The organism is Bacillus sp. FSL L8-0193 (genome assembly GCF_037976065.1).
GTDB lineage: Bacteria > Bacillota > Bacilli > Bacillales > Bacillaceae > Bacillus > Bacillus paralicheniformis.
Window position 1 is genome coordinate 990,001 of sequence record NZ_CP150261.1, and the last position, 20,743, is coordinate 1,010,743.

The 20,743-nt window shown below is 42.7% G+C and carries 12 protein-coding genes, 8 tRNA genes, 1 pseudogene and 1 riboswitch (1 of these 22 cut by a window edge); of the genes and pseudogenes, 18 read left to right on the forward strand and 3 right to left on the reverse strand.

The features are described 5' to 3' along the window. From MHH76_RS04890 to MHH76_RS04935, 10 genes and pseudogenes are all read left to right on the forward strand, one after another. Positions 1 to 38 (forward strand) — tRNA-Tyr (locus MHH76_RS04890); it begins 47 nt to the left of the window's first position. A 7-nt stretch (positions 39 to 45) separates the two neighbouring features. Further along, a tRNA-Trp gene (locus MHH76_RS04895) sits at positions 46 to 119 on the forward strand. A gap of 20 nt (positions 120 to 139) precedes the next feature. Further along, a tRNA-His gene (locus MHH76_RS04900) sits at positions 140 to 212 on the forward strand. Between the two features lie 8 nt (positions 213 to 220). Further along, a tRNA-Gln gene (locus MHH76_RS04905) sits at positions 221 to 292 on the forward strand. Between the two features lie 53 nt (positions 293 to 345). Beyond that, positions 346 to 420, forward strand: a tRNA-Gly gene (locus MHH76_RS04910). Positions 421 to 434: 14 nt separating this feature from the next. Beyond that, positions 435 to 505 (forward strand) — tRNA-Cys (locus MHH76_RS04915). 12 nt (positions 506 to 517) lie between these two features. Further along, positions 518 to 606 (forward strand) — tRNA-Leu (locus MHH76_RS04920). Between the two features lie 14 nt (positions 607 to 620). Further along, a tRNA-Leu gene (locus MHH76_RS04925) sits at positions 621 to 702 on the forward strand. Positions 703 to 1,515: 813 nt separating this feature from the next. Beyond that, positions 1,516 to 2,610: pseudogene (locus MHH76_RS04930) on the forward strand (tetratricopeptide repeat protein). Next, positions 2,611 to 2,748, forward strand: a complete 138-nt coding sequence (locus tag MHH76_RS04935) for a hypothetical protein (protein WP_011201590.1) — start codon at positions 2,611 to 2,613, stop codon at positions 2,746 to 2,748. An 828-nt stretch (positions 2,749 to 3,576) separates the two neighbouring features. On the opposite strand, the gene MHH76_RS04940 is transcribed toward MHH76_RS04935, so the two are convergent. Beyond that, a complete protein-coding gene (locus MHH76_RS04940; RefSeq protein ID WP_035339163.1) occupies positions 3,577 to 3,867 on the reverse strand; it encodes a contact-dependent growth inhibition system immunity protein in 291 nt (96 codons plus the stop codon). A gap of 12 nt (positions 3,868 to 3,879) precedes the next feature. Beyond that, positions 3,880 to 5,469 carry a T7SS effector LXG polymorphic toxin gene (locus tag MHH76_RS04945; RefSeq protein WP_025811893.1) on the reverse strand — a complete coding sequence of 530 codons (1,590 nt, stop codon included), beginning with the start codon at positions 5,467 to 5,469 and terminating at the stop codon, positions 3,880 to 3,882. Positions 5,470 to 6,015: 546 nt separating this feature from the next. Between MHH76_RS04945 and MHH76_RS04950 the strand changes: the two genes are divergently transcribed. The 5 genes from MHH76_RS04950 to MHH76_RS04970 all read left to right on the forward strand — a co-directional run bounded on the left by MHH76_RS04950 (position 6,016) and on the right by MHH76_RS04970 (position 16,301). Beyond that, a complete protein-coding gene (locus tag MHH76_RS04950; RefSeq protein ID WP_230588685.1) occupies positions 6,016 to 8,412 on the forward strand; it encodes a DEAD/DEAH box helicase family protein in 2,397 nt (798 codons plus the stop codon). Between the two features lie 37 nt (positions 8,413 to 8,449). Further along, complete coding sequence (locus MHH76_RS04955) at positions 8,450 to 9,919, forward strand: class I SAM-dependent DNA methyltransferase (RefSeq protein WP_025811889.1); 1,470 nt, start codon at positions 8,450 to 8,452, stop codon at positions 9,917 to 9,919. Position 9,920: 1 nt separating this feature from the next. Beyond that, positions 9,921 to 11,357: a restriction endonuclease subunit S gene (locus MHH76_RS04960; RefSeq protein WP_025811887.1), complete on the forward strand. Its 1,437-nt coding sequence runs from the start codon at positions 9,921 to 9,923 to the stop codon at positions 11,355 to 11,357. A 589-nt stretch (positions 11,358 to 11,946) separates the two neighbouring features. After that, positions 11,947 to 13,272, forward strand: coding sequence for a TGS domain-containing protein (locus tag MHH76_RS04965; RefSeq protein WP_025811885.1), 1,326 nt, complete (start codon positions 11,947 to 11,949; stop codon positions 13,270 to 13,272). A gap of 221 nt (positions 13,273 to 13,493) precedes the next feature. Continuing rightward, positions 13,494 to 16,301 carry a M14 family zinc carboxypeptidase gene (locus MHH76_RS04970; RefSeq protein ID WP_043054245.1) on the forward strand — a complete coding sequence of 936 codons (2,808 nt, stop codon included), beginning with the start codon at positions 13,494 to 13,496 and terminating at the stop codon, positions 16,299 to 16,301. A 221-nt stretch (positions 16,302 to 16,522) separates the two neighbouring features. On the opposite strand, the gene MHH76_RS04975 is transcribed toward MHH76_RS04970, so the two are convergent. After that, positions 16,523 to 17,038, reverse strand: coding sequence for an HXXEE domain-containing protein (locus tag MHH76_RS04975; protein WP_043054246.1), 516 nt, complete (start codon positions 17,036 to 17,038; stop codon positions 16,523 to 16,525). Between the two features lie 109 nt (positions 17,039 to 17,147). On the opposite strand from MHH76_RS04975, the gene MHH76_RS04980 reads away from it, so the two are divergent. From MHH76_RS04980 to thiC, 3 genes are all read left to right on the forward strand, one after another. Next, positions 17,148 to 17,717: a TetR/AcrR family transcriptional regulator gene (locus MHH76_RS04980; RefSeq protein ID WP_035339157.1), complete on the forward strand. Its 570-nt coding sequence runs from the start codon at positions 17,148 to 17,150 to the stop codon at positions 17,715 to 17,717. A 127-nt stretch (positions 17,718 to 17,844) separates the two neighbouring features. Further along, the gene (gene aroD / locus MHH76_RS04985) at positions 17,845 to 18,609 is read left to right on the forward strand and encodes a type I 3-dehydroquinate dehydratase (protein ID WP_031305076.1); all 765 of its coding nucleotides are present in this window, start codon (positions 17,845 to 17,847) and stop codon (positions 18,607 to 18,609) included. Positions 18,610 to 18,703: 94 nt separating this feature from the next. Next, a riboswitch (TPP riboswitch) is annotated at positions 18,704 to 18,812 on the forward strand. 148 nt (positions 18,813 to 18,960) lie between these two features. Further along, a complete protein-coding gene (gene thiC / locus MHH76_RS04990) occupies positions 18,961 to 20,736 on the forward strand; it encodes a phosphomethylpyrimidine synthase ThiC (RefSeq protein ID WP_043054570.1) in 1,776 nt (591 codons plus the stop codon). The last annotated feature ends 7 nt before the right edge of the window (positions 20,737 to 20,743 follow it).

The following is a 20,743-nucleotide window of genomic DNA, read 5'->3' on the forward strand; positions in this document are numbered from 1 at the left end:
CTCAGGGTTCGGCGGTTCGAATCCGTCCCCCTCCACCATGTTTTTAGGGGCATAGTTTAACGGTAGAACAGAGGTCTCCAAAACCTCCAGTGTGGGTTCGATTCCTACTGCCCCTGCCAATTTTAATTCACAATTTATGGCGGTTGTGGCGAAGTGGTTAACGCACCAGATTGTGGCTCTGGCACTCGTGGGTTCGATTCCCATCAATCGCCCTTCATATTGGGCTATAGCCAAGCGGTAAGGCAACGGACTTTGACTCCGTCATGCGCTGGTTCGAATCCAGCTAGCCCAGTTTTCATCTTTCTTTATCATCCTGCATATGATAAGATGAATATTAGTTAAAATGCGGAAGTAGTTCAGTGGTAGAACACCACCTTGCCAAGGTGGGGGTCGCGGGTTCGAATCCCGTCTTCCGCTCCAATTCTTAAAATGATGGCGGCATAGCCAAGTGGTAAGGCAGAGGTCTGCAAAACCTTTATCCCCGGTTCGAATCCGGGTGTCGCCTTATTTGCCTCGTGCCGGGGTGGTGGAATTGGCAGACACACAGGACTTAAAATCCTGCGGTAGGTGACTACCGTGCCGGTTCAAGTCCGGCCCTCGGCACCATTGATCACACACATGCCGGTGTGGCGGAATTGGCAGACGCGCACGACTCAAAATCGTGTTCCTTCGGGAGTGTCGGTTCGACCCCGACCACCGGTATCATTAATCATCGTATTGCCAAACGATGAAAGAGCGTTCCTTATAAAGGGAACGCTCTTTTTATTTATTCTTTATCTTGGAACGAGTCCGTAAGAATTTTTTCTTAAGGACTGCGAGTTCTGGAAGCTGCGAGAACATACCGTGAGATATTATCGAAATGAGCTTAATAAGGTGCAGAAACTCTTACAGGAGCAAAATGTATCTGGCGATCCCTCGTCAGGAGCAGTGGTATATCATTGGATATATACGCAGAGGAGGACTAAAATTCCTTAAAGACCGGATCACTAATTCAGTCGACAATAAGAGAAGCAACTTTTAAGCCAGCCGAATCTTAGAACATTCACAGGTAACCGAGACTATTCAATGATGCTGCTCTTATTGAAGACAGGTATTCGGGAGAATGAGTTCGCAAGCCTAAAATTTAACAGTTGTAAAAATCGAAGAGAAGAATCAGTCATACACGTAAGAAATGCAAAAGGGGATCAAGAAAGAAGTGTATCGATTACGCCATAATGAAGAAGCAGCTTAAAAAGTATATTTCTATCCGAGGGTATGTCGAGGCAGAAGCAATGTTTATTACTCTCGATAGAGAGTCTGTCATTGAAATAAGAAACATTTGAGAAAAGGACAAATAAGTTTGCCGTAACTTCCTAGGGCGGCAATCGCACAATAAATTATATAGGCAAGCCCTCACTTTTTATTATCCATTTATAGGGTAAAAAGTAAATTATACAAATTCCTTTGCAAAGATTGGTAACTTTCTGTAAAATGTTCTCATAGCGATAGAGGCAGTAAAGTGTGGGAGGTTTGACAATGAAAACAGTAGCCTCTGTGAACGTAGCCAATCTCATCAATCAGTGGTATGTTCACATAAAAAAGAGAGATGTTTCAAATGCCGTAGAACTTAGGGACAGAATAAAAGGCCTTTTAAACGTAATGGAAGAAGATCAGGATGTTTTGCTTTACTTTAATCTACTTGATTACAGGTTCAGAGTATTAATGGAAGACATCGCGGGGGAGCCGCAGCTTCCGCCTATTGCTGAAGATAAGGCGAAGACAGACGGTTTGTTACGATACTATTACTTTCTCTTTAAAGGAATGTATGAAAGTGCGAGGAGCAACTACTCTAAAGCGCTTAATTGTTTTAGAGTTGCCGAGCGGCAGCTCGATAATGTCGAAGATGAAATCGAAAAGGCCGAGTTTCATTATAAGCTTGGAAATCTCTATTATTTTACGAAAACAACTCTACTTTCTTTTCATCATCTTTCAATCGCGAAGAGCATTTATAGGGCTTATGAAGAATATAAGACACAGTCGATAAACTGTACGGTACTGCTCTCGCACTCAATTATATAGACGACGGACGTTTAACAAGAGCTGAAAATATGCTTAAGAGTTGCGCAGAAAGACTGATCAAGATGGGCGATATTCATCTGCTGGCGGCTGTCTACTATGATCTCGGCTTTTTAAAAATTCAAGAGGATAAACATGAAGAAGCACTCGAGTATTTCGACCTCTCATTTAAAACGGATGATATCGAAAAAAATGCGCCTATTATGTACATGCAGTGCATATACGAGTCAGCTAGGTCAACTTATAAGATAGGTGAGGTTGATAAGGCGCTTAAGAGGGTTCATCTTGGTTTTGAGTTTGCTCAGAAAACGAATAATATCAACTTTTCGCTCAAATTCTCGATTCTAAATATATGCTATAGCGCTCCCCTCGAGGGTGTACCGCAAGTCAAAGAGTTTATCGAAATGCTCGAGGAGAGAGAGGCTTACGTAGACATTGAGGCGCTTGCTGAGGATGTGGCCAACGTCTACAGCTCATTATAATTACAAATATTCCACATACTTCTTGGAAAAAGCAATAAAATCAAGTAAACTAACAGGAAAGGAGGTTCTTTAAATGAAAAAACTTATTGTAACTGCTTTCCTTACTGCATCGCTTGGACTCGTTTTAACCAGCGCAGCAGACTTCCTCGCAGAAAGTATCCAAACAGCAGACTCAGTAACATTACTTGCCTCAAGAGGAGCGGGCTCATAAAACAAAAATACAACAGTAAGAGGGCGGCTATTACAGCCGTCTTTTTTTGCTTTCGGTTACCTTTCGCAGTTTGAATTTGTATACTATAGTTATGTCTAAAATACGAATCTTACGCCATGATAGACCGTAATGGCTTATTATATCGAATATACTGTGGACTAAGGCTTTCTAATAGAATCGGCACCACTCAAAATCGTGTTCCTTCGGGAGTGTCGGTTCGACCCCGACCACCAGTATCCTTAGCTCTTTTAAATTGGATAGAAAATGTTATGATTTGAAATGGTTTTGCACATTCTTTACACATACTCAACTTCTTCAGGCTTTTCAACTTCCTCAACAGCCATATCTTCAAAAATGTTTACAGTCTCAGTTTCATCTCTTTCCCGAAGCTCTTTAATTAAGTGAACATATGTATTTGACGTGGTTTCTATATCAGCATGTCCTAACCTTTCACTTACATAATAAATTGACACCTTTCTATAAAGCAGCACGCTTACGGGAGGGCGCTTTTATTTTAGGGAGATGATCTGGATGGAATCGAAATGCGAGTATTGCGGTGAGGTTCATGGGGTTTTATTGCGGGAGGAGAAAAGGGAGAATGGCGTTGAAATTTGGTATATTCAATGCCCCGCCTGCCAGCATAGGGCCGTGTTTTCTGTGACTACCCCACAAATTAGAGTCCTCAAAAGCGTATTAGAGGTGTAAAGAACCAATATGCGAAAGCCGACAACATTTACGGGCCGAAGACAAAGGCAAAACTTGAATCCTTACTTGAAGTAATAAAAAAGGCCCTCTCGTAAAAAAGTGGGCCTTTCAAGTCTTTTTCTTTTAAATAGCTTCTTTTATTTGCTCTATTACACTTTTTAACCATTGTATTGGAGTTAATCCGATAGCAGGAAAATAAATTTCGCAGTGCGATTTTATAAAGTCTTCTTTCTCTTGATCAGATATGTCATTATTTAAAAACTCTTGACAAAATTGTATTGTGAAAGCCAAGCATTCTTTGCTGGATTCACTAATAAACTCATTCAGTGCTTGTTCTGGGGCCCCCATATCCTGATGAAATGTGCCATCCAAAAAATCGCTTAACTCTTCAAAAATATCATAATTATCTTGCATATTGAAACTCCTTTATTTTATTGGATATCCTGTTAAAATATACTCTCCATCTTTCCCCTTTTTCAAGACTATTTTTGCATTCGTAACATCTTCTGCGGTATTTGAGCCTCTTTCTATACTTCTTCCAAGAACATCTCCATTACCTTTGTATCTTAATGCAAGAGTAGGCCTGCTTTTAGGGTCTGATAACCACTTTTCTACTTTTTTTATGTTTTTGGGATCTTTCAATACTTCACTAGCGACTTTTTCTGCTGTAGCTCTATCTTTAAAAGTAGATGAACCAGTGATTTTAAGATCTTTTTTTAAACGTTGGGATAACTCCTCGTCAGTTTTCCCAACATGCCTTTTGATTAAGTGGCCTCTTTTGGATTCATGAGCTGCTAATCCACCACCTGGTGCCAGGGGACTACTGTCCCCTGGTTTAACTGTATCTTTACTCTTCTGGGCTTTATCTACCTTAGAAACGTTCTTTGCCGCTTCTTCACCTTTAAATAACTTGAAGCCGCGCTTTCCGTACTTAAATGCCTTTCCAAAAGGTGTGACACTCAATGCGGCCATCAAACGATCACCTTTATCTTTAACGATTTCGCCTGTCGCAAGGTCGTATCCAAACGCTGCTCTCACTGCATCATACACACCTGTAAATTCCATCGCTGTATCGAAATATTCAGCAAAGTCGCTTTTTTCCACATTCTCTGGAAGGGTGTAGGCGGGTTCTATCTTAACGATTGTATCACCATCTATGTATGCCCGGTAAAGCGTATCGTTAAATACTCTATAATCTTTTTTCAGTTCATTCAATTCCTCTTGGGTGTACTCTTTCTTGGAAACCTTTTGTGTCGCCAATTTTTTTAATCGATCTGGATTGGCGAGTGTGTTAATGTCCGCATCTTCTTTGTCTCCGACTTTTTTCAACATGGCACCCATTGCTGTTTCTTGATTTCCACTCAAGGTATCCATCTCATCCGGCTTTAAAATCGCGCCTTTTTGATAACCGGTGATTTCAATTTTGGGGCCGGTATACATCTTTTCGAGCCGCGCCATGTATTTTTGCATCGTCTCAAGATCGTTTTCAGCCGTTTTGAGGGCGTTGGTTTGCTCGCGGTCAAACGCATGCAGCTTTTCAAGGGTCGTGCTGATTTCCTTTAACGCTTTCTGATTCTGTTCATGAAAACCGCTGTCATTCAAATCCGGTAAATCAACGATATGACTGACTTTTGCGATTGTGGCGTTGGCCTTAGAAACCAAATGTTTCGTTGTGCGATCAGCAGCATTTAAGCCATTCTCCAGTTCGTGTTCGAGAAAGGGCTGTGAAATAAATCCGTTATGGTTGGGTTCCAGGGAATTCAACGCGCTTTTCATTTTCTTCAGCGTGGAACTGTATTCCTCTATGAAAGTGTCATAGAACCGCAGAAAAGGGGTGTGACATTCCTCGTAAAAGGCGCGGATCGCGTCGCCGCCTTTTCCTTTTAAAGCATCATCAAGTGATGTGATCCCCTCAACGGCCTTTTTAACTTTATCGAATTCGTCTGATTGTTGTTTTAATTGTTCCAGCGTTTGATCAATTGCAGGGTGAAGCGCCTGAACATCCAGAGTCTTCATGGCATTCTCCTCTAATACTTTTCATTACAATCAGTATATAGTTTACCACTTTATAGAAAGGACTTGGTGAATATATCCTGTTCAACCATGAAAATGAATCATTGGACTTAGGTCATTACTTCTATTAATTCATTTCGTTTTTTGGGATGATATAAGTTTTGCAATTTTTCTATTACTCAAACAAAAAATTAAACTACTCGTTCAATATGGGAATATTCCAGCTTTATTTTAACCTCACATGATTGCAAGGTTTTCTCCATTTTTCCTGTTAAAGTGCTATAATATAATTGTCTTTTTTTACATAGCTAAGAAAGATCTATGTATGGTTATAAGCTATGATAAATTGTGAAAACTATTGATTGACAAGAAAATGAACAAAACTGACTTAAAAGATTAAGCTGGAATCACCTACAATATACTGGGTCGTCTTGGAAAAGGGCAGCCGGTAAGTGTGGAAAGCTTATATAAGATTTGCAAATGCCTCAATGTAATATCGATGACATCATAGAATTTCACTTCGATCGACAAATATAGCGGTTAAATTGAATGGAAGGTGCTGATGATATGGGGAAGAAACATCTATCTGAAGAAGATATCAAAGCTAGATATATCACACCGGCAATTATTGATGCGGGGTGGGATATAAATAAGCAAGTTCGGCTTGAATACGCCTTTACGGCTGGTAGAATCATCCTTCGTGGAAATGTGACTGCCAGAGGAAAAAAGAAAAGAGCGGACTATGTACTTTTTTACAAAAATAACTTTCCTTTAGCAGTCATAGAAGCTAAAGATAATAATCATCCGGTAGGAGCAGGTTTGCAGCAAGGGATCGAATATGCGAAAGCACTGGACATATCCTATGTCTACGCTTCTAATGGGGATGCCTTTGTAGAGCAGAACTTGATTACTGGTGAGGTAAGAGAACTAAGACTTGAAGAGTTTCCATCACCAGAAGAATTATACCAAAGATATTTAATTGATAAAAATATCAATGAGGCCGAAGAAAAGGTTATCTTAGAGCCTTATTATTATGTGCCTAATTACAAAACACCTAGATACTATCAAAGGGTCGCGATCAATAGAACAGTAGATGCGGTTGCCAAAGGACAAGAACGTGTGCTTTTAGTTAGTGCCACAGGTACCGGTAAAACTTTTATGACCTTCCAAATTATCTATAGGTTGTGGAAATCGGGTTTGAAGAAAAGGATCCTTTTCTTAGCAGACCGCAATGTACTGGTTGACCAGACTATATCGGGAGATTTCAAGCCTTTTAGCGGGAAGATGACAAAGGTGAAAAATAAAGATCTTGATAGTTCCTACGAGATTTATTTAGCTCTTTATCAGCAGCTTACTGGTGACGATGGAGAAGAGACGTTCCGTCAGTTCCAGCCGAATTTTTTTGATTTAATTGTAATAGATGAGTGCCACAGAGGAAGTGCAAAAGAAGAATCAGCATGGAGAAAGGTTTTGGATTATTTTTCATCGGCTACTCACATTGGTTGTACAGCAACACCAATCGAAACAAAAGAAGCCTCAAGCCATACCTACTTTGGGGAGCCCATTTATGAGTACTCTTTAAAACAAGGAATCAATGATGGCTTCTTGGCACCTTATAAAGTCATCAGAATTGGATTGGATCGAGATCTTGAAGGTTATCGCCCGGAAGCAGGAAAGGTTGATAAATATGGTTATGAAATTGAGGATCGAGAGTACAATATAAAAGATTTTGAACGATCTCTTGTGATTGATGATCGCACACGAGTCATAGCATCTAAAATCACAGAGTTCTTAAAGAAAACCGATCGCTTTAGTAAAACCATCGTATTCTGTGTGGACATTGAACACGCCGAACGTATGAGGCAAGCACTTATTAATGAAAATAAAGACTTGTATGCGGAAAATGATAAATACATCATGCGTATTACGGGGGATAATGATGAAGGAAAAGAACAACTAGACTACTTTATTGATGAAGAAAGTGATTACCCGGTAATTGCAGTAACCAGTAAGCTAATGACTACCGGTGTGGATGCGAAAATGTGTAAGTTGATTGTTTTGGAAAATAACATCAATAGCATGACCGAATTTAAGCAGATTATTGGTCGTGGTACAAGACTTCTTGAAGAATACGGTAAGACCTACTTTACTATTATGGACTTTCGTAATTCCAGCCGGCTCTTTGCTGATCCTGCATTTGATGGTAGACCGGAAGTGGTTATTGATATTGATGGGAATGATCCGGTGGATGAACCAGAGCCGCCGACAGATGAAGAGGAAGATGGTTCTGAGGAAAATGATGGGGATAATCGTGTCAAAGAAGATAATGGTGAGTATGGAACTGGGGACACACCACCTTTTAATGATGACGGTGAAGATAAACCTCGCAAATATTATATAGGCGATGTTACTGTTAGGGTTCTTTCAGAGAGAGTCCAATATGTCGATAAGGATGGGAAGCTCATCACTGAAAGTCTGATTGACTACACAAAGAAAAATATCCTAGAGCAATATGCAAGGCTGGATGATTTCTTGAGAACATGGACAGAAGCGGAGAAAAAACAAGCCATCATTGATGAATTACAAGACAGTGGTGTACTGCTAGATGCGGTCAGAGAAGAATTGGGCAAAACGGAGCTAGATGATTTTGATCTCATTTGTCACTTGGCTTACGATAAACCACCGCTGACCAAAAAAGAGCGAGCAGAGAATGTGAAGAAACGTCACTACTTGTACAAGTATTCCGATACTGCACAACAGGTTATTGAAGCACTGCTTGATAAGTATGCCAACGATGGCATTAAAGAGATTGAAGATACAAAGGTACTTCAACTAAAGGAATTTGCTAAGATTGGTAGTCCAATGAAAATAGTCAAAGCCTTTGGTGGAAAAGAAGCCTATCTGAAGGCTGTAAAGGAACTAGAGAATGAAATTTATTACGCATAAGTAAAACAAACAATAGTAGACAAGGCAGGTATAGGTTATGGCGATTAGTAATTTTGTCAAAAGAATTCAAGATGTTATGCGAAATGACTCGGGTGTTAATGGAGATGCTCAGAGAATTGAGCAAATCGTGTGGATTCTTTTCTTGAAAATATATGATGCAAAAGAAGAAGCATGGGAGCTTTATGATGACAATTATAAGTCCATCATTCCAGAGGGCTTAAAGTGGAGAGATTGGGCTGTTGATCTAAAAGACGGTGAGGCACTTACAGGAGATGCCTTACTTGATTTTGTAAACAACAAACTGTTTCCTACGCTTAAGAACTTAGAAATTGATGAAGAAACACCGATGAGTCAAATCATCGTAAAATCAGCTTTTGAAGATGCCAATAACTATCAAAAAGATGGAGTGCTGCTTCGTCAGGTTATTAATATTATTGATGAAATTGACTTCACAGAATATAAAGAGCGCCATGAATTCGGTGCCATCTATGAATCGTTCCTTAAGGATTTACAGAGTGCAGGAAATGCCGGTGAATTTTACACGCCTAGAGCTGTAACAGACTTTATGGTAGAAGTGGTTAAACCGGTATTAGGAGAAAAGGTTGCTGACTTTGCTTGTGGTACAGGGGGCTTCTTGACATCTGCGCTAAATGCTCTGGATAAACAAGTTGGTAACTCTCTTGAAAATAGAGAAATCTATAACAAGTCTGTGTATGGAATAGAAAAAAAAGCGTTGCCGCATATGCTGTGTGTGACCAATATGCTGATTCATGATATTGACGATCCAAATATACTTCATGGAAACGCATTAGAAACAGACTATAAAGAACTTCGTAAAATGGAGCCTTTTGATGTGATTCTAATGAATCCGCCTTATGGAGGAAGTGAGAAAGAGAGCGTTAAAGTCAACTTTCCAATGGAACTGAGAAGTTCTGAAACAGCAGATTTATTCATGAATGTCATCATGTATCGATTGAAGAAGAACGGTCGAGCGGCAGTAATCATCCCAGATGGATTTCTGTTTGGAACTGATAATGCAAAATTCAATATTAAGAAGAAATTATTTAGTGAATTTAATGTACACACAGTCATAAGGATGCCTCATAGCGTTTTTGCGCCATATACGTCAATTCGAACTAATATCTTGTTCTTTGATAACACCAAATCTACGGAGGGAACTTGGTTCTATCGTGTGGATATGCCAGAGGGGTATAAGAACTTCTCTAAGACTAGACCGATGAAGTTAGAACACTTCAATGATGCTATGGCATGGTGGGAAAACCGAGAAGATATTGAAGTTGAAGGTTATCCAAAAGCGAAGAAATATACCATCAATGAAATTGTAAATCGAAGCTATAACATCGACCTTTGTGGTTTTCCTCATGAGGAAGAAGTTATTTTAGAACCGATGGACTTGATTCAAGAATATCAAGAAAAAAGAGCTTCACTAAATGCTGAAATCGATCATGTGTTAGACCAGATTACTTCTATGCTTGGAGGTAATTAAGATGGATGCACAGGACTTAAAACACAGCATTCTGCAGTTAGCAATTCAAGGGAAATTGGTTGAACAACGTGAAGAAGAGGGAACTGCAAAAGAACTACTTGAGCAGATTAAAGCAGCAAAAGAACAGCTAATAAAAGAGAAGAAGATTAAAAAGCAAAAAGCACTTCCAGAGATAACAGAAGATGAGATACCCTTTGATATTCCTGAAAGTTGGGAATGGGTAAGAGTTGGTGATGTTGGATCGTGGAGCGCAGGTGCTACCCCTTCAAGGTCAAACCCAGAGTATTATGGCGGAAATATACCTTGGTTAAAAACTGGTGATTTAAATGATAGTTATATTGATGAAGTTCCAGAGTATATTTCGGAAAAGGCATTAGAAAAGACATCAGTTCGATTAAATCCTGTGGGTTCAGTATTGATGGCTATGTATGGAGCAACAATTGGTAAACTTGGGATTTTAAATATTGAAGCTACAACAAATCAAGCTTGTTGTGCATGTATACCTTATGGAGGCATTAATAACAAATATTTATTTTATTATTTAATGGGGCAAAGAAGAGCTTATATCAAAATGGGTGCAGGTGGAGCACAACCAAATATATCCAAAGAAAAAATTACTACGTCATTGATCCCCCTACCTCCGATCCAAGAACAAAAGCGTATTGTAGCAAAGATCGAAGAGTTAATGCCTTATGTGGAAAAATACGATAAAGCATATTCTGAAGTGAATGAGCTGAATAAGAAGTTCCCGGATGATATGCAAAAATCTATTTTGCAATATGCGATCCAAGGCAAGCTGGTAAAGCAGCGAGAAGAAGAGGGTACTGCTGAAGAACTGTTTCAGCAGATTCAAGAAGAAAAAGATAAGCTTATCAAGGAAGGTATGATTAAAAAGAAGAATGCTCTTCCAGAAATCAAAGAAGATGAGATCCCATTTGATATCCCTGAAAATTGGAAGTGGGTTAGGTTGGGTGAGGTATTCGACATAATAATGGGGCAATCACCAAAAGGTACAAGTGTATTCGAAGGAAATGAAGGAATTGAGTTTCACCAAGGTAAAGTGTTCTTTGGGAAAGATTATCTTCAAAATTCGAATCAATCAACAAATAAGCCAACTAAAGTAGTTGAACCCAATACTGTACTTCTGTGTGTTAGAGCACCGGTAGGTATAGTAAATATAACAGAAAGAAAGATATGTATTGGAAGGGGGTTGTGTGGGATAAATACTCTTTTGGGAATTGATCCTAAATTTGTGATGTATACATTAAGAGCTTTTAAGAATGAATTTATAAAAAAAGCTACTGGAACAACATTCGTCGCAATTACAGGTGAAGTAGTTAAAAACCAACTATACCCACTCCCCCCACTCGAAGAACAAAAGCGAATCGTAGCGAAGATTGAAGAATTATTACCTTATACAAAAAAATTGGTTAAGTGAAATGACCGCACTGAAGTCCCGTGTAAAAAATAGAGATAAACTATCACGACATATCAATAGTTCCTGTTATTTATGAATAGGTTAAAGCGAGAAGAGTGATTAAATTTAAATTCGCGTTAAAACACAATCAATTTTACACATAACTAGTCTAAAACCTTATAAATTCAATTAATATAGACCTATTTCGACCCCGACCACCGGTATCACTAAGCATCGTATTGCCAAACAATGAAAGAGCGTTCCTTACAAAAGAAACGCTCTTTTTGTTTATTCCTCAACAAAGCGGAAAACCGCCAAAATAAACACAATGATCAATTGTTGTTGTCCGCACTCTCATTCTTCATTCAGCACCATTGAAATTCATCCAATCAAATCATCACATTTTAGTGAGAATAAGGCACCTTGTCATCAGCAAGGTGCTTTTCTCTATGCAATGATATGTTCCGATCCTCCGATCGCCTTTTTACGTTTTGTTTACAAGTTGATCAAACTTTAGCGACATCTGCCCGCTATATTGAATACAGCCAGATCTCATCCAGATATAGACAAAGAAACACGTAAAGGATTAATTTTTTGAGGAGGAATACAGTTGTCAATTCGCATTAAATTGCCTGACGGGTCCGTCAGAGAATTTGAGGAGGAAGCAAGCATTGAAGATGTCGCTGCTTCTATTAGCTGCGGTCTGGAAAATGCGGTTGCAGGTAAATTAAACGGAAAGCTTGTAGATTTATCAACTCCGCTTCAGGACGGTGCGCTCGTTGAAATTGTCACCCGGGACTCGGCTGAAGGTCAGAAGTTCAAGCGTGAAAAAGCGCGGGGGACAGGGCGTATTGTGGCACTTGATGCAGCTCGGGGGCTGGCGGTCATCGGGATGTATTTGCAGCACTTCGCCTTGAACGAAACGAACGGTTCAATCGTTTCCGGGAATACGACGCTTCTATTTGTGCTTTGCGGCGGCATCTCCTATTCGATCATGGCCGGGCGCATGTTGGATCGAGGAATGGAGCCGGCCGCATTTCGGACGCGGATGCTTGCCCGCGCGGTATTTATCGATATTATAGGATACCTTCTCATCATGCTGAATACTCCGTTCGGGGTGATTTTGCCAGCTTATGCGGCACTGTTTGTGCTGGCGTTGGTGCTGATTCGTCGTTCGACACGTGTGTTAGTTACAACAGCAGCTGTTTTGCTTGCAGTGAGCCCGCCGCTGATGATTCTCGGAGGCAGCGTCCTGTCGAAAGCATACTTACTTGGTGATATGGCAGGCGGCCCGATGTCGGCGCTCGCACTTGCACCCGCTTTTGTCGCCGGTATGGCAATCGGGCGCTTCGATTTGACCAGGATGCGGACCGCACTCTCGCTAGTGGGCAGCGGCACAATCATGGTTATCGTCTCTAAAGTTTTGGGCACTTTCGTTCTTCCGGGGCTGAGCCGTTCATTCGAAGAGTGGCTCGTAAGTGTTCAAGGCACCGCCGGCGCTGAGCCGGATCAGTATGCAATCTGGCCGCACAACGTGGCACCGCCGTTGTGGCACAATCTTCTTTCGATCGCTCCGCACAGTGCGTCAACTTTCCAGACGATGCTGGGGCTTGGGGTTGCCTTTCTGGTGCTTGGATTGGTATGTCTCGTGCCGCAGAAAAACTCTGCCGTGTTAAAGCCGTTCGCGGGAGTCGGACGTGTGGCGTTGACGATGTATGCAGCTCAGTTTGTTGTTATATGGACTCTTGAAATCTCGGGGGCCAAGTATGATATCGGGGCCATTCCATTCAGTGATCTGTTCGTCGCGGCCATGGTGACGGTGACAGGGTGGCTGATTGCACGGCTTCCTGCCGGTCCGCTTGAGACAGCGATGCGCCGCTTTGACCGGGCCTTCAGCACCTTGGGACCCGTCACGGGAACGACGACATCCAGGTAGGCGGTCTTTAACATTTTACCAGAAGAAACCGTCTAAGGAGGCAGTTCCTTCAGGCTGTTAGCCTGTCGGGAGCTCCGGAAGATATTGGAGGAGGAGGGCATGCTGAATCAGAGTGTGAGGCAGGCAAATGAAATGCAGCCAGAACTCCTCACTCTTGTAATGGTTTTCTCTTATCAAGTTTGCAATTTGAAAATATCACGAAATGGGGATGGCATTTTTCTATGTTTAAGAAATCGTTCACAAAGTGTTATCTGATCTTGGTTTTGTCGTTTATGATGCTGCTTGGAGCGATAACCCCCGGTGTTGCTATGGCGCAGACTGGCAAGGGGACGGCGTCCGGTCAGCAGACAAAAGTAAAGACTAAAAAATCTCAGAAGCTAAAACTGGACAACAATGTTGCTTCGATGACAGAGAAACGAACGCTTCATGCTGCGTTTAAGCTTCCGCAAGGTGTTGATGTGAAGAGCTTAAGCTGGACGTATGACGGCAAACCGCTGTCTCAATGGAAAAAATATAAGGTCCGGGATTACAGCGGTGCACCTTTCATTACTGTTAGCCATGTAAAAGTGACCAACGGCAAGGTTCATGCTAACATCAATTTCGATCTTCCATACGATACAGACAACCTGTCAGAGCCGCGATTGCAACGTCCGCTATACGCATCGCTGATGGGCACATATGATTTGGCGGCAACAGTGAACGGACGAGTGGTTGCCCATGCTCCCGTAAAATTGACGCCATATGACAGCTTCCGCACTTACGATGAGCTGAAACCGGAGATCGATGCCGTTACAGCAAAAGCTGCGCAAAAAAACAACAGATATATCAAAACGACTTCTATTGGAAAATCGGTCGAAGGCCGTGATATCTATTTGACAGTGCTTGCCAAAGATAAAGCCGCTGTCGATAAGTATCAGAAGGTGACTCACCCTGCCATGCTCAATGACCCGAAGAAATTGCAGGCCGACATTATATCCGGCGCATTTGGCGACTATCAGGTGCCGATCTGGTTGAACAATATTCATCCGAATGAAGCGCCTGGCGTCGATGCGATCATGAATTACTTTAAGTCAATGGCATTGGATAAGAGCATGACGTACGATACAGTCCTGCCGAATGGCAAGAAAAGCAAGACAACGTTGAATATAGATGATGCATTGGAACATGTTTTTTTCCTGTTCGTTTATACGGACAACCCGGATGGCCGGGTTCATACAACACGTTCCAATGCTGAGGATTTCGATTTGAACCGGGATAATTCTTATCAAACCCAGCCTGAAACGCGCAGCGTAACGGAACAAATCGCGAAGTGGTCGCCGCTGTCTTTTCTGGATATGCACGGGTTCGATGCCAATTTCCTGATTGAGCCTTCTACTCCGCCTCATAACCCGAATGTTGAGTATGACCTTTTGATTGACCACATGGTGGAACAGGCAAAGGCTATGGGTGAGGCCGGGATTGCTAATACGAAGTATGACTACTATCACATCCCTTATGAAGAACATCGGAAAACTGCGAAAGATCCAAATTATGTGTCAAAAGGCACGGCTTCGGGATGGGATGATGCATCTGCAGCATATACCGCTGCATTCGCCATGTATCACGGTGCGATGGGTCACACGCTGGAAACGCCCGAGTCGAATGAAGAGTCTACCAAAGCTCTGTATTACAGTTCTGCGGCAGCTGCAAAATATGTAGCGGAAAAAAAAGAAGAGCTGTTCCTGAACCAATTAAAAATATTCGAGCGCGGCGTGGACAATATCGATGATCGCGCTGTCGATCATTACTTGGTCAACGCCAAAAACGAAGAGATCGGCCGACCGCGGCAAGGCAATCAAAACTTCTTCCCGGAATATTACGTACTGCCGGTCGATAAAAATATTCAAAAGAATGTGTTGGAAACCTATAAGATGGTTGAGTACTTCCTTCGCAACGGCGTAAAGATTGAACGATCAACAAAAGCGGTAACCGTTGACGGAAAAACATATCCGGCAGGATCATTTATTGTAAACATGCACCAGGCAAACCGCGGCCTCGCGAACTTGGTCTTGTATGATGGAATAGATGTATCTGATTATGAAATGATAGCCGGTGAGATGATTCAAAATTTCCATGATATGCGAGGTTTTGACCGTTATGTAATTCGAGATGCCGGGGTGTTCAAACGCAAGACTTCTGCCATCACCTCCGTGTCGTTTCCGGGGACTAAAATGCCAAAACGCTCAGCTTATGTGCTGATCCAGAACACAAGCAATGATGCGATAAAGGCAGTCAACGAGTTACTGGCAGCCGGCAAGACCGTTACAATGCTCACCAAGAGCGGATCAGGCTATCAAGCCGGCGACTTCGCGGTTGCCTACAAGGACCTGGCCCCATTGGCTTCCAAGTACTATCTCGACGTGAGCGCATCCGGCCATAAGAAACCAAGCGGCAAAGTCCTCAAGGCTTCTACTGTAGGAGCACTGGGTGAAGCGGCATATGTACTGAAAAATCTGGGCTTTAACGTCACCCCAGAACAGGCGGGCGCAGATGTGCTTGTCAATACGTTCGACTCTTCTAAATATGTTAATAAAGGAAAGCCTTACATTGCATTTGGAAACATGGGGATGACGAATGTTCAGAAGTGGATCCCCGGATTTTCTTTTAAAGGACCTGAATGGGAGAGATACGAAGGCGTCTTCTTGGCAAATGTCATGCAAGATCATGCTATTACAGCTCCTTACAATAAACAGGAATACTTCTACACAGTCACTGGTTCTTATATTACCGCTGTTCCTAAAACGGCAAAAGTGCTGGCCGTGATCGCTGATCAAGACCATTTCTTTAAGGCAGGCTGGTGGCCTGGACATGATGCTGCCAAAGGAAAGATTATGGCTTTCACGTATAAAGATCACAACAAGAACTTAACTGTTTTCGCTAACGATCTAACCAATGACGATCATCCGCAGCATCAATATCGGTTGCTGGCGAATTCGATTTTCAATGCCGGTCCCGGAAAAACCGAAAATGCTCCATCATCAAAACGATGAGAGGCTGAACAGCTGAAGTGCAAGCGGCTCCCGCTGTGGAGGCGCCTCTAAACAGCTGGATAGACAAGCTTTGGAACGAACATTGAACCATCGTTAGCAGCGCCATGATTTTAGATCATGCTGCCTTTCTTTTGAAGGGCAGTTTTTTCGTGTCTGACGGGTCTTCATCGTTTGCTTTGCTTCTAGTCAAAGGGCCGGAAGCTTCCGTAAGTGCCTGCTTTTCATATGCGGCCATATGCTTCCAGCCTTTCTTGAATCCTCCCCATTTTTTTATGCAGAAACTTAAGGTTAAAAAAGACGATAAGTGTTCCGGATAGGGCTGATAAGATCATTGCAGGAAAACTGAATTTTTCTATCTCTGCGGCAGCGGTCAGCAGATAGCAACAAAATGGCAGCATAAAGATCGACGTTAATATGCCGGGTACATAATGTTTAAATCTGAACCATAGGACGATGTGAACAAGGAAATGAACAGTAAAAGCAAAAAAGAAACCAAACCAGATAATATATTGATTAAAATAAATACTGAGAACAGTTACACCAACAGCTAGTATAAATTCTTCGAGCACAGCGCAAACAAAAGAAGCGGTTTTGGCATGTCCGAATGGAGCTTTTTTCAGTTGTTTCAGTTTGCTTCGATATCTTTTGCCCCATGCCTCGACCATCACCATCTCTTCAAAATCATGCAGTATAAATAATATCGGCAGCATCCAAGCGATAAATTGCATGTTTTCCATTTACATTCCCCCTCTTATGTGCCACAATTGTGACATTTCATAGAGAACAAAGTCAATGAGCCAACGAAAAGTGCTACATTGCCATAAAAAGCGCGACAGGAGAGAGAATATGAAGCAAATGCCCTCAAAAACAGCTCAGCAATCTAAAAGCTGGCTGACGCTATCATTGTTGGAGCTTATGAAGGAAAAAAGCTTTTCAGACATCACCATTACAGAGATAGCGGAAAAAGCGCAGCTTGACAGAAGAACATTTTATCGGCATTTCCATTCAAAAAAAGATATATTAGACCGCTATTTTGAGCAGCTTTGCAGTGAGTATTCCAATTACATTGTTCAGGAAAAACATATTGACTTATCCAGTCTTGGACATGCATACTTCAACTTTTGGAGCCGACATGCCGATTTTTTACAAGCCCTTCATCAGAACCATTTGTTTTATTTGATTGTTGAGAAATATAATGAACTTCTACCGGATCTTCATAAAAAATTTAAAGAAGAAACCTTTCATTTTAAAAGCAAAATCGACTTGGAGTACGGGCTTTCATTCAGCGCAGGGGGCTTTTGGAACATCCTTTCAAAATGGTTTGAGAGAGGCCGGAAGGAAACTCCTGAAGAAATGAGTCATATTCTGCAAGGAATAGTAGATTCATTTTTAAACAAGCAAGCTATCGAAAGGTGATCTCATGTTGGTATATGAGTGCTTTAAGCGTTTAGCCTTCTTTCTTAATTTCTGCTTGTGCTTACGGCCAATCTTCGGTACCGTTAATGCAAAGACCCTTGTAATATAGAGAACAGGAGTGAGGTCGTTGTTGAATACGGTGAAGATCAGAGGGGTGGCCATCGGAGAAGGAGCCCCGAAAATTTGCGTGCCGCTCATCGGAAAAACGCATGAACAATTGAAAGAAGAAGCTGCTTTTCTTCTATCGATTAATCCGGATCTTGCCGAATGGCGGGCGGATTTTTTTGAGGATGTCGAAGACGTTGACAAAGTGAAAAAGGTATTGGCTGACATCCGGGAGATCTTAAAGGATATCCCGTTGATATTTACATTTCGCAGCGCGGAGGAAGGCGGCGAAAAAGAAGTCAGTAAGGAATTTTACTTTTCCTTGAATCATGCCGTAGTCAAAACAGGGCTGGCAGATGTGATTGATGTCGAGCTGTTCAATGAAGAGCATCATGTGGAAAAACTGGTTCAAGCGGCTCATATGCAGCATGTCTTTGTCATTATATCCAACCACGATTTCGGGAAGACGCCGAGAGCGGAAGAGATCGTTTCCCGTCTCCGAAAAGCCCAGGATCTTGGCGCCGATTTCCCTAAGATCGCGGTGATGCCTGAAACACCGGCAGATGTGCTGGTGTTGCTTGAGGCGACTCATATGATGCATGAGCGGTATGCGAAGCGGCCGATTATCACGATGTCGATGGCCGGAAAAGGCTTGATCAGCCGGCTCGCCGGAGAGGTATTTGGCTCGGCCGTGACGTTCGGCGCAGCGAAAAAAGCATCCGCACCTGGCCAAATTGAGGCGACGGATTTGAAACATATACTTGATGTGCTTCATCGCAATTTATAATAATTGGGTGTGCCGCTATAGTGAAAAAGATTCATATATTTTTCCATCCTTTTCACTTGCCAAATCGGTGTGTTACGATAAAAAATGAATTGAATAGCTTTACTAGGGGTGCCCGACTGCGGGCTGAGAGAGAAACATGTGTTTCTTAACCCTTTGGACCTGATCTGGTTCGTACCAGCGTGGGGAAGTAAAAAGGATTCGGGAGAAGATGGGGAATAGGTATGGTCCGTCTGTCTTCCAGTGATTTTACTGACTGTAAAACCAGGTTCATCATATGAGCCTGGTTTTTTTGTGCTGGTGCTGTTCCGGAGTTTCGTCCTGATCAATTTTTTAGAGGGGAAGGATTTTTACATGAAACAGGAGTCAGTACAGCAAAAAAACATCTCGATTATGTCAAGTTTTTCAGGGAGCCGCAAAGTGTATGTCGAAGGGGCGCGACCTGACATTCAAGTGCCGATGAGAGAAATTTCGCTAAGTCCGACGACGGGTTCATTTGGCGCCGAAGAAAATCAGCCTGTCCGCGTCTACGACACGAGCGGTCCCTATACGGACGCGAATGCAGAGGTTGATATTCTTAAGGGGCTGAAACCTTTGCGGGCGACCTGGATCAGGGAGCGCGGCGATACCGAAGAATATGAAGGCAGAGAAATCAGACCGGAGGATAACGGCTATAAAAGCAAAGAGAAAGCGAGCAACAGCTATCCAGGGTTGAAACGAAAACCGCTGCGCGCGAAAAAAAGTCAAAATGTCACCCAGCTGCATTACGCAAGAAAGGGGATCATTACGCCCGAGATGGAATTTATCGCGATCCGAGAGCATATATCTCCCGAATTTGTTCGTGATGAAGTGGCAAGCGGACGGGCGATTATTCCGTCAAATATCAACCATCCGGAAAGCGAACCGATGATTATCGGCCGCAACTTCCACGTGAAAATCAATGCCAACATCGGCAATTCCGCTGTCACCTCTTCGATTGAAGAAGAAGTAGAAAAAATGACATGGGCCATCCGCTGGGGCGCCGATACGATGATGGACTTGTCCACAGGTAAAGATATTCATACAACGAGGGAGTGGATCATCCGCAATTGTCCAGTTCCTGTAGGGACTGTGCCAATTTATCAGGCGCTTGAAAAAGTAAACGGCGTCGCGGAAGATCTCACTTGGGAGATTTACCGCGATACATTAATCGAGCAGGCTGAGCAAGGCGTTGATTATTTTACGATTCATGCCGGCGTCCTTCTTCGGTATGTGCCGCTGACGGCAAAGCGCGTCACTGGAATCGTATCCCGCGGCGGGGCAATTATGGCGCAATGGTGTTTGGCTCATCATGAGGAAAGCTTTCTGTACACGCATTTTGAAGAGATTTGCGAGATTATGAAAACATACGATATCGCATTTTCGCTCGGGGACGGCCTTCGGCCCGGCTCGATTGCGGATGCGAATGATGAGGCCCAATTTGCCGAATTGGAGACGCTCGGCGAGCTGACGGAAATCGCCTGGAAGCATGATGTTCAAGTGATGATCGAAGGACCGGGACACGTGCCGATGCATAAAATTAAAGAGAATGTCGACAAGCAGATGGAAATTTGCAAAGAGGCGCCGTTTTACACGCTCGGCCCGCTGACGACCGATATTGCACCGGGCTACGATCATATTACATCGGCAATCGGAGCGGCGATGATCGGCTGGTACGGCACGGCCATGCTTTGCTATGTGACGCCGAAGGAGCATTTGGGACTGCCGAACAAAGACGATGTCCGCGAAGGCGTCATAACATACAAAATCGCGGCCCATGCGGCTGACCTTGCCAAAGGGCACCCCGGCGCGCAAATCCGCGATGACGCGCTTTCCAAGGCGCGCTTTGAATTCCGCTGGCGGGACCAGTTCAATTTGTCGCTCGATCCGGAAAGAGCGCTTGAATACCATGATGAAACCCTTCCGGCGGAAGGCGCCAAAACGGCACACTTTTGTTCAATGTGCGGGCCTAAATTTTGCAGTATGAGAATTTCCCAGGATATTCGCGACTATGCCAAGGAAAACGGCCTTGATGAACAAAAGGCTATTCAAAAAGGATTGGAAGAGAAGGCGAAGGAATTTAAAAAAGCAGGCGGCAGCATTTACAGTTAAAAACGGG

Coding starts and splice junctions, on each gene's coding strand:
- MHH76_RS04935 (WP_011201590.1), top strand. CDS start 2,611: ATGAAAAAACTTATTGTAACTGCTTTCCTTACTGCATCGCTTGGACTC.
- MHH76_RS04940 (WP_035339163.1), bottom strand. CDS start 3,867: ATGCAAGATAATTATGATATTTTTGAAGAGTTAAGCGATTTTTTGGAT.
- MHH76_RS04945 (WP_025811893.1), bottom strand. CDS start 5,469: ATGAAGACTCTGGATGTTCAGGCGCTTCACCCTGCAATTGATCAAACG.
- MHH76_RS04950 (WP_230588685.1), top strand. CDS start 6,016: ATGGAAGGTGCTGATGATATGGGGAAGAAACATCTATCTGAAGAAGAT.
- MHH76_RS04955 (WP_025811889.1), top strand. CDS start 8,450: ATGGCGATTAGTAATTTTGTCAAAAGAATTCAAGATGTTATGCGAAAT.
- MHH76_RS04960 (WP_025811887.1), top strand. CDS start 9,921: ATGGATGCACAGGACTTAAAACACAGCATTCTGCAGTTAGCAATTCAA.
- MHH76_RS04970 (WP_043054245.1), top strand. CDS start 13,494: ATGTTTAAGAAATCGTTCACAAAGTGTTATCTGATCTTGGTTTTGTCG.
- MHH76_RS04975 (WP_043054246.1), bottom strand. CDS start 17,038: ATGGAAAACATGCAATTTATCGCTTGGATGCTGCCGATATTATTTATA.
- MHH76_RS04980 (WP_035339157.1), top strand. CDS start 17,148: ATGAAGCAAATGCCCTCAAAAACAGCTCAGCAATCTAAAAGCTGGCTG.
- thiC (WP_043054570.1), top strand. CDS start 18,961: ATGAAACAGGAGTCAGTACAGCAAAAAAACATCTCGATTATGTCAAGT.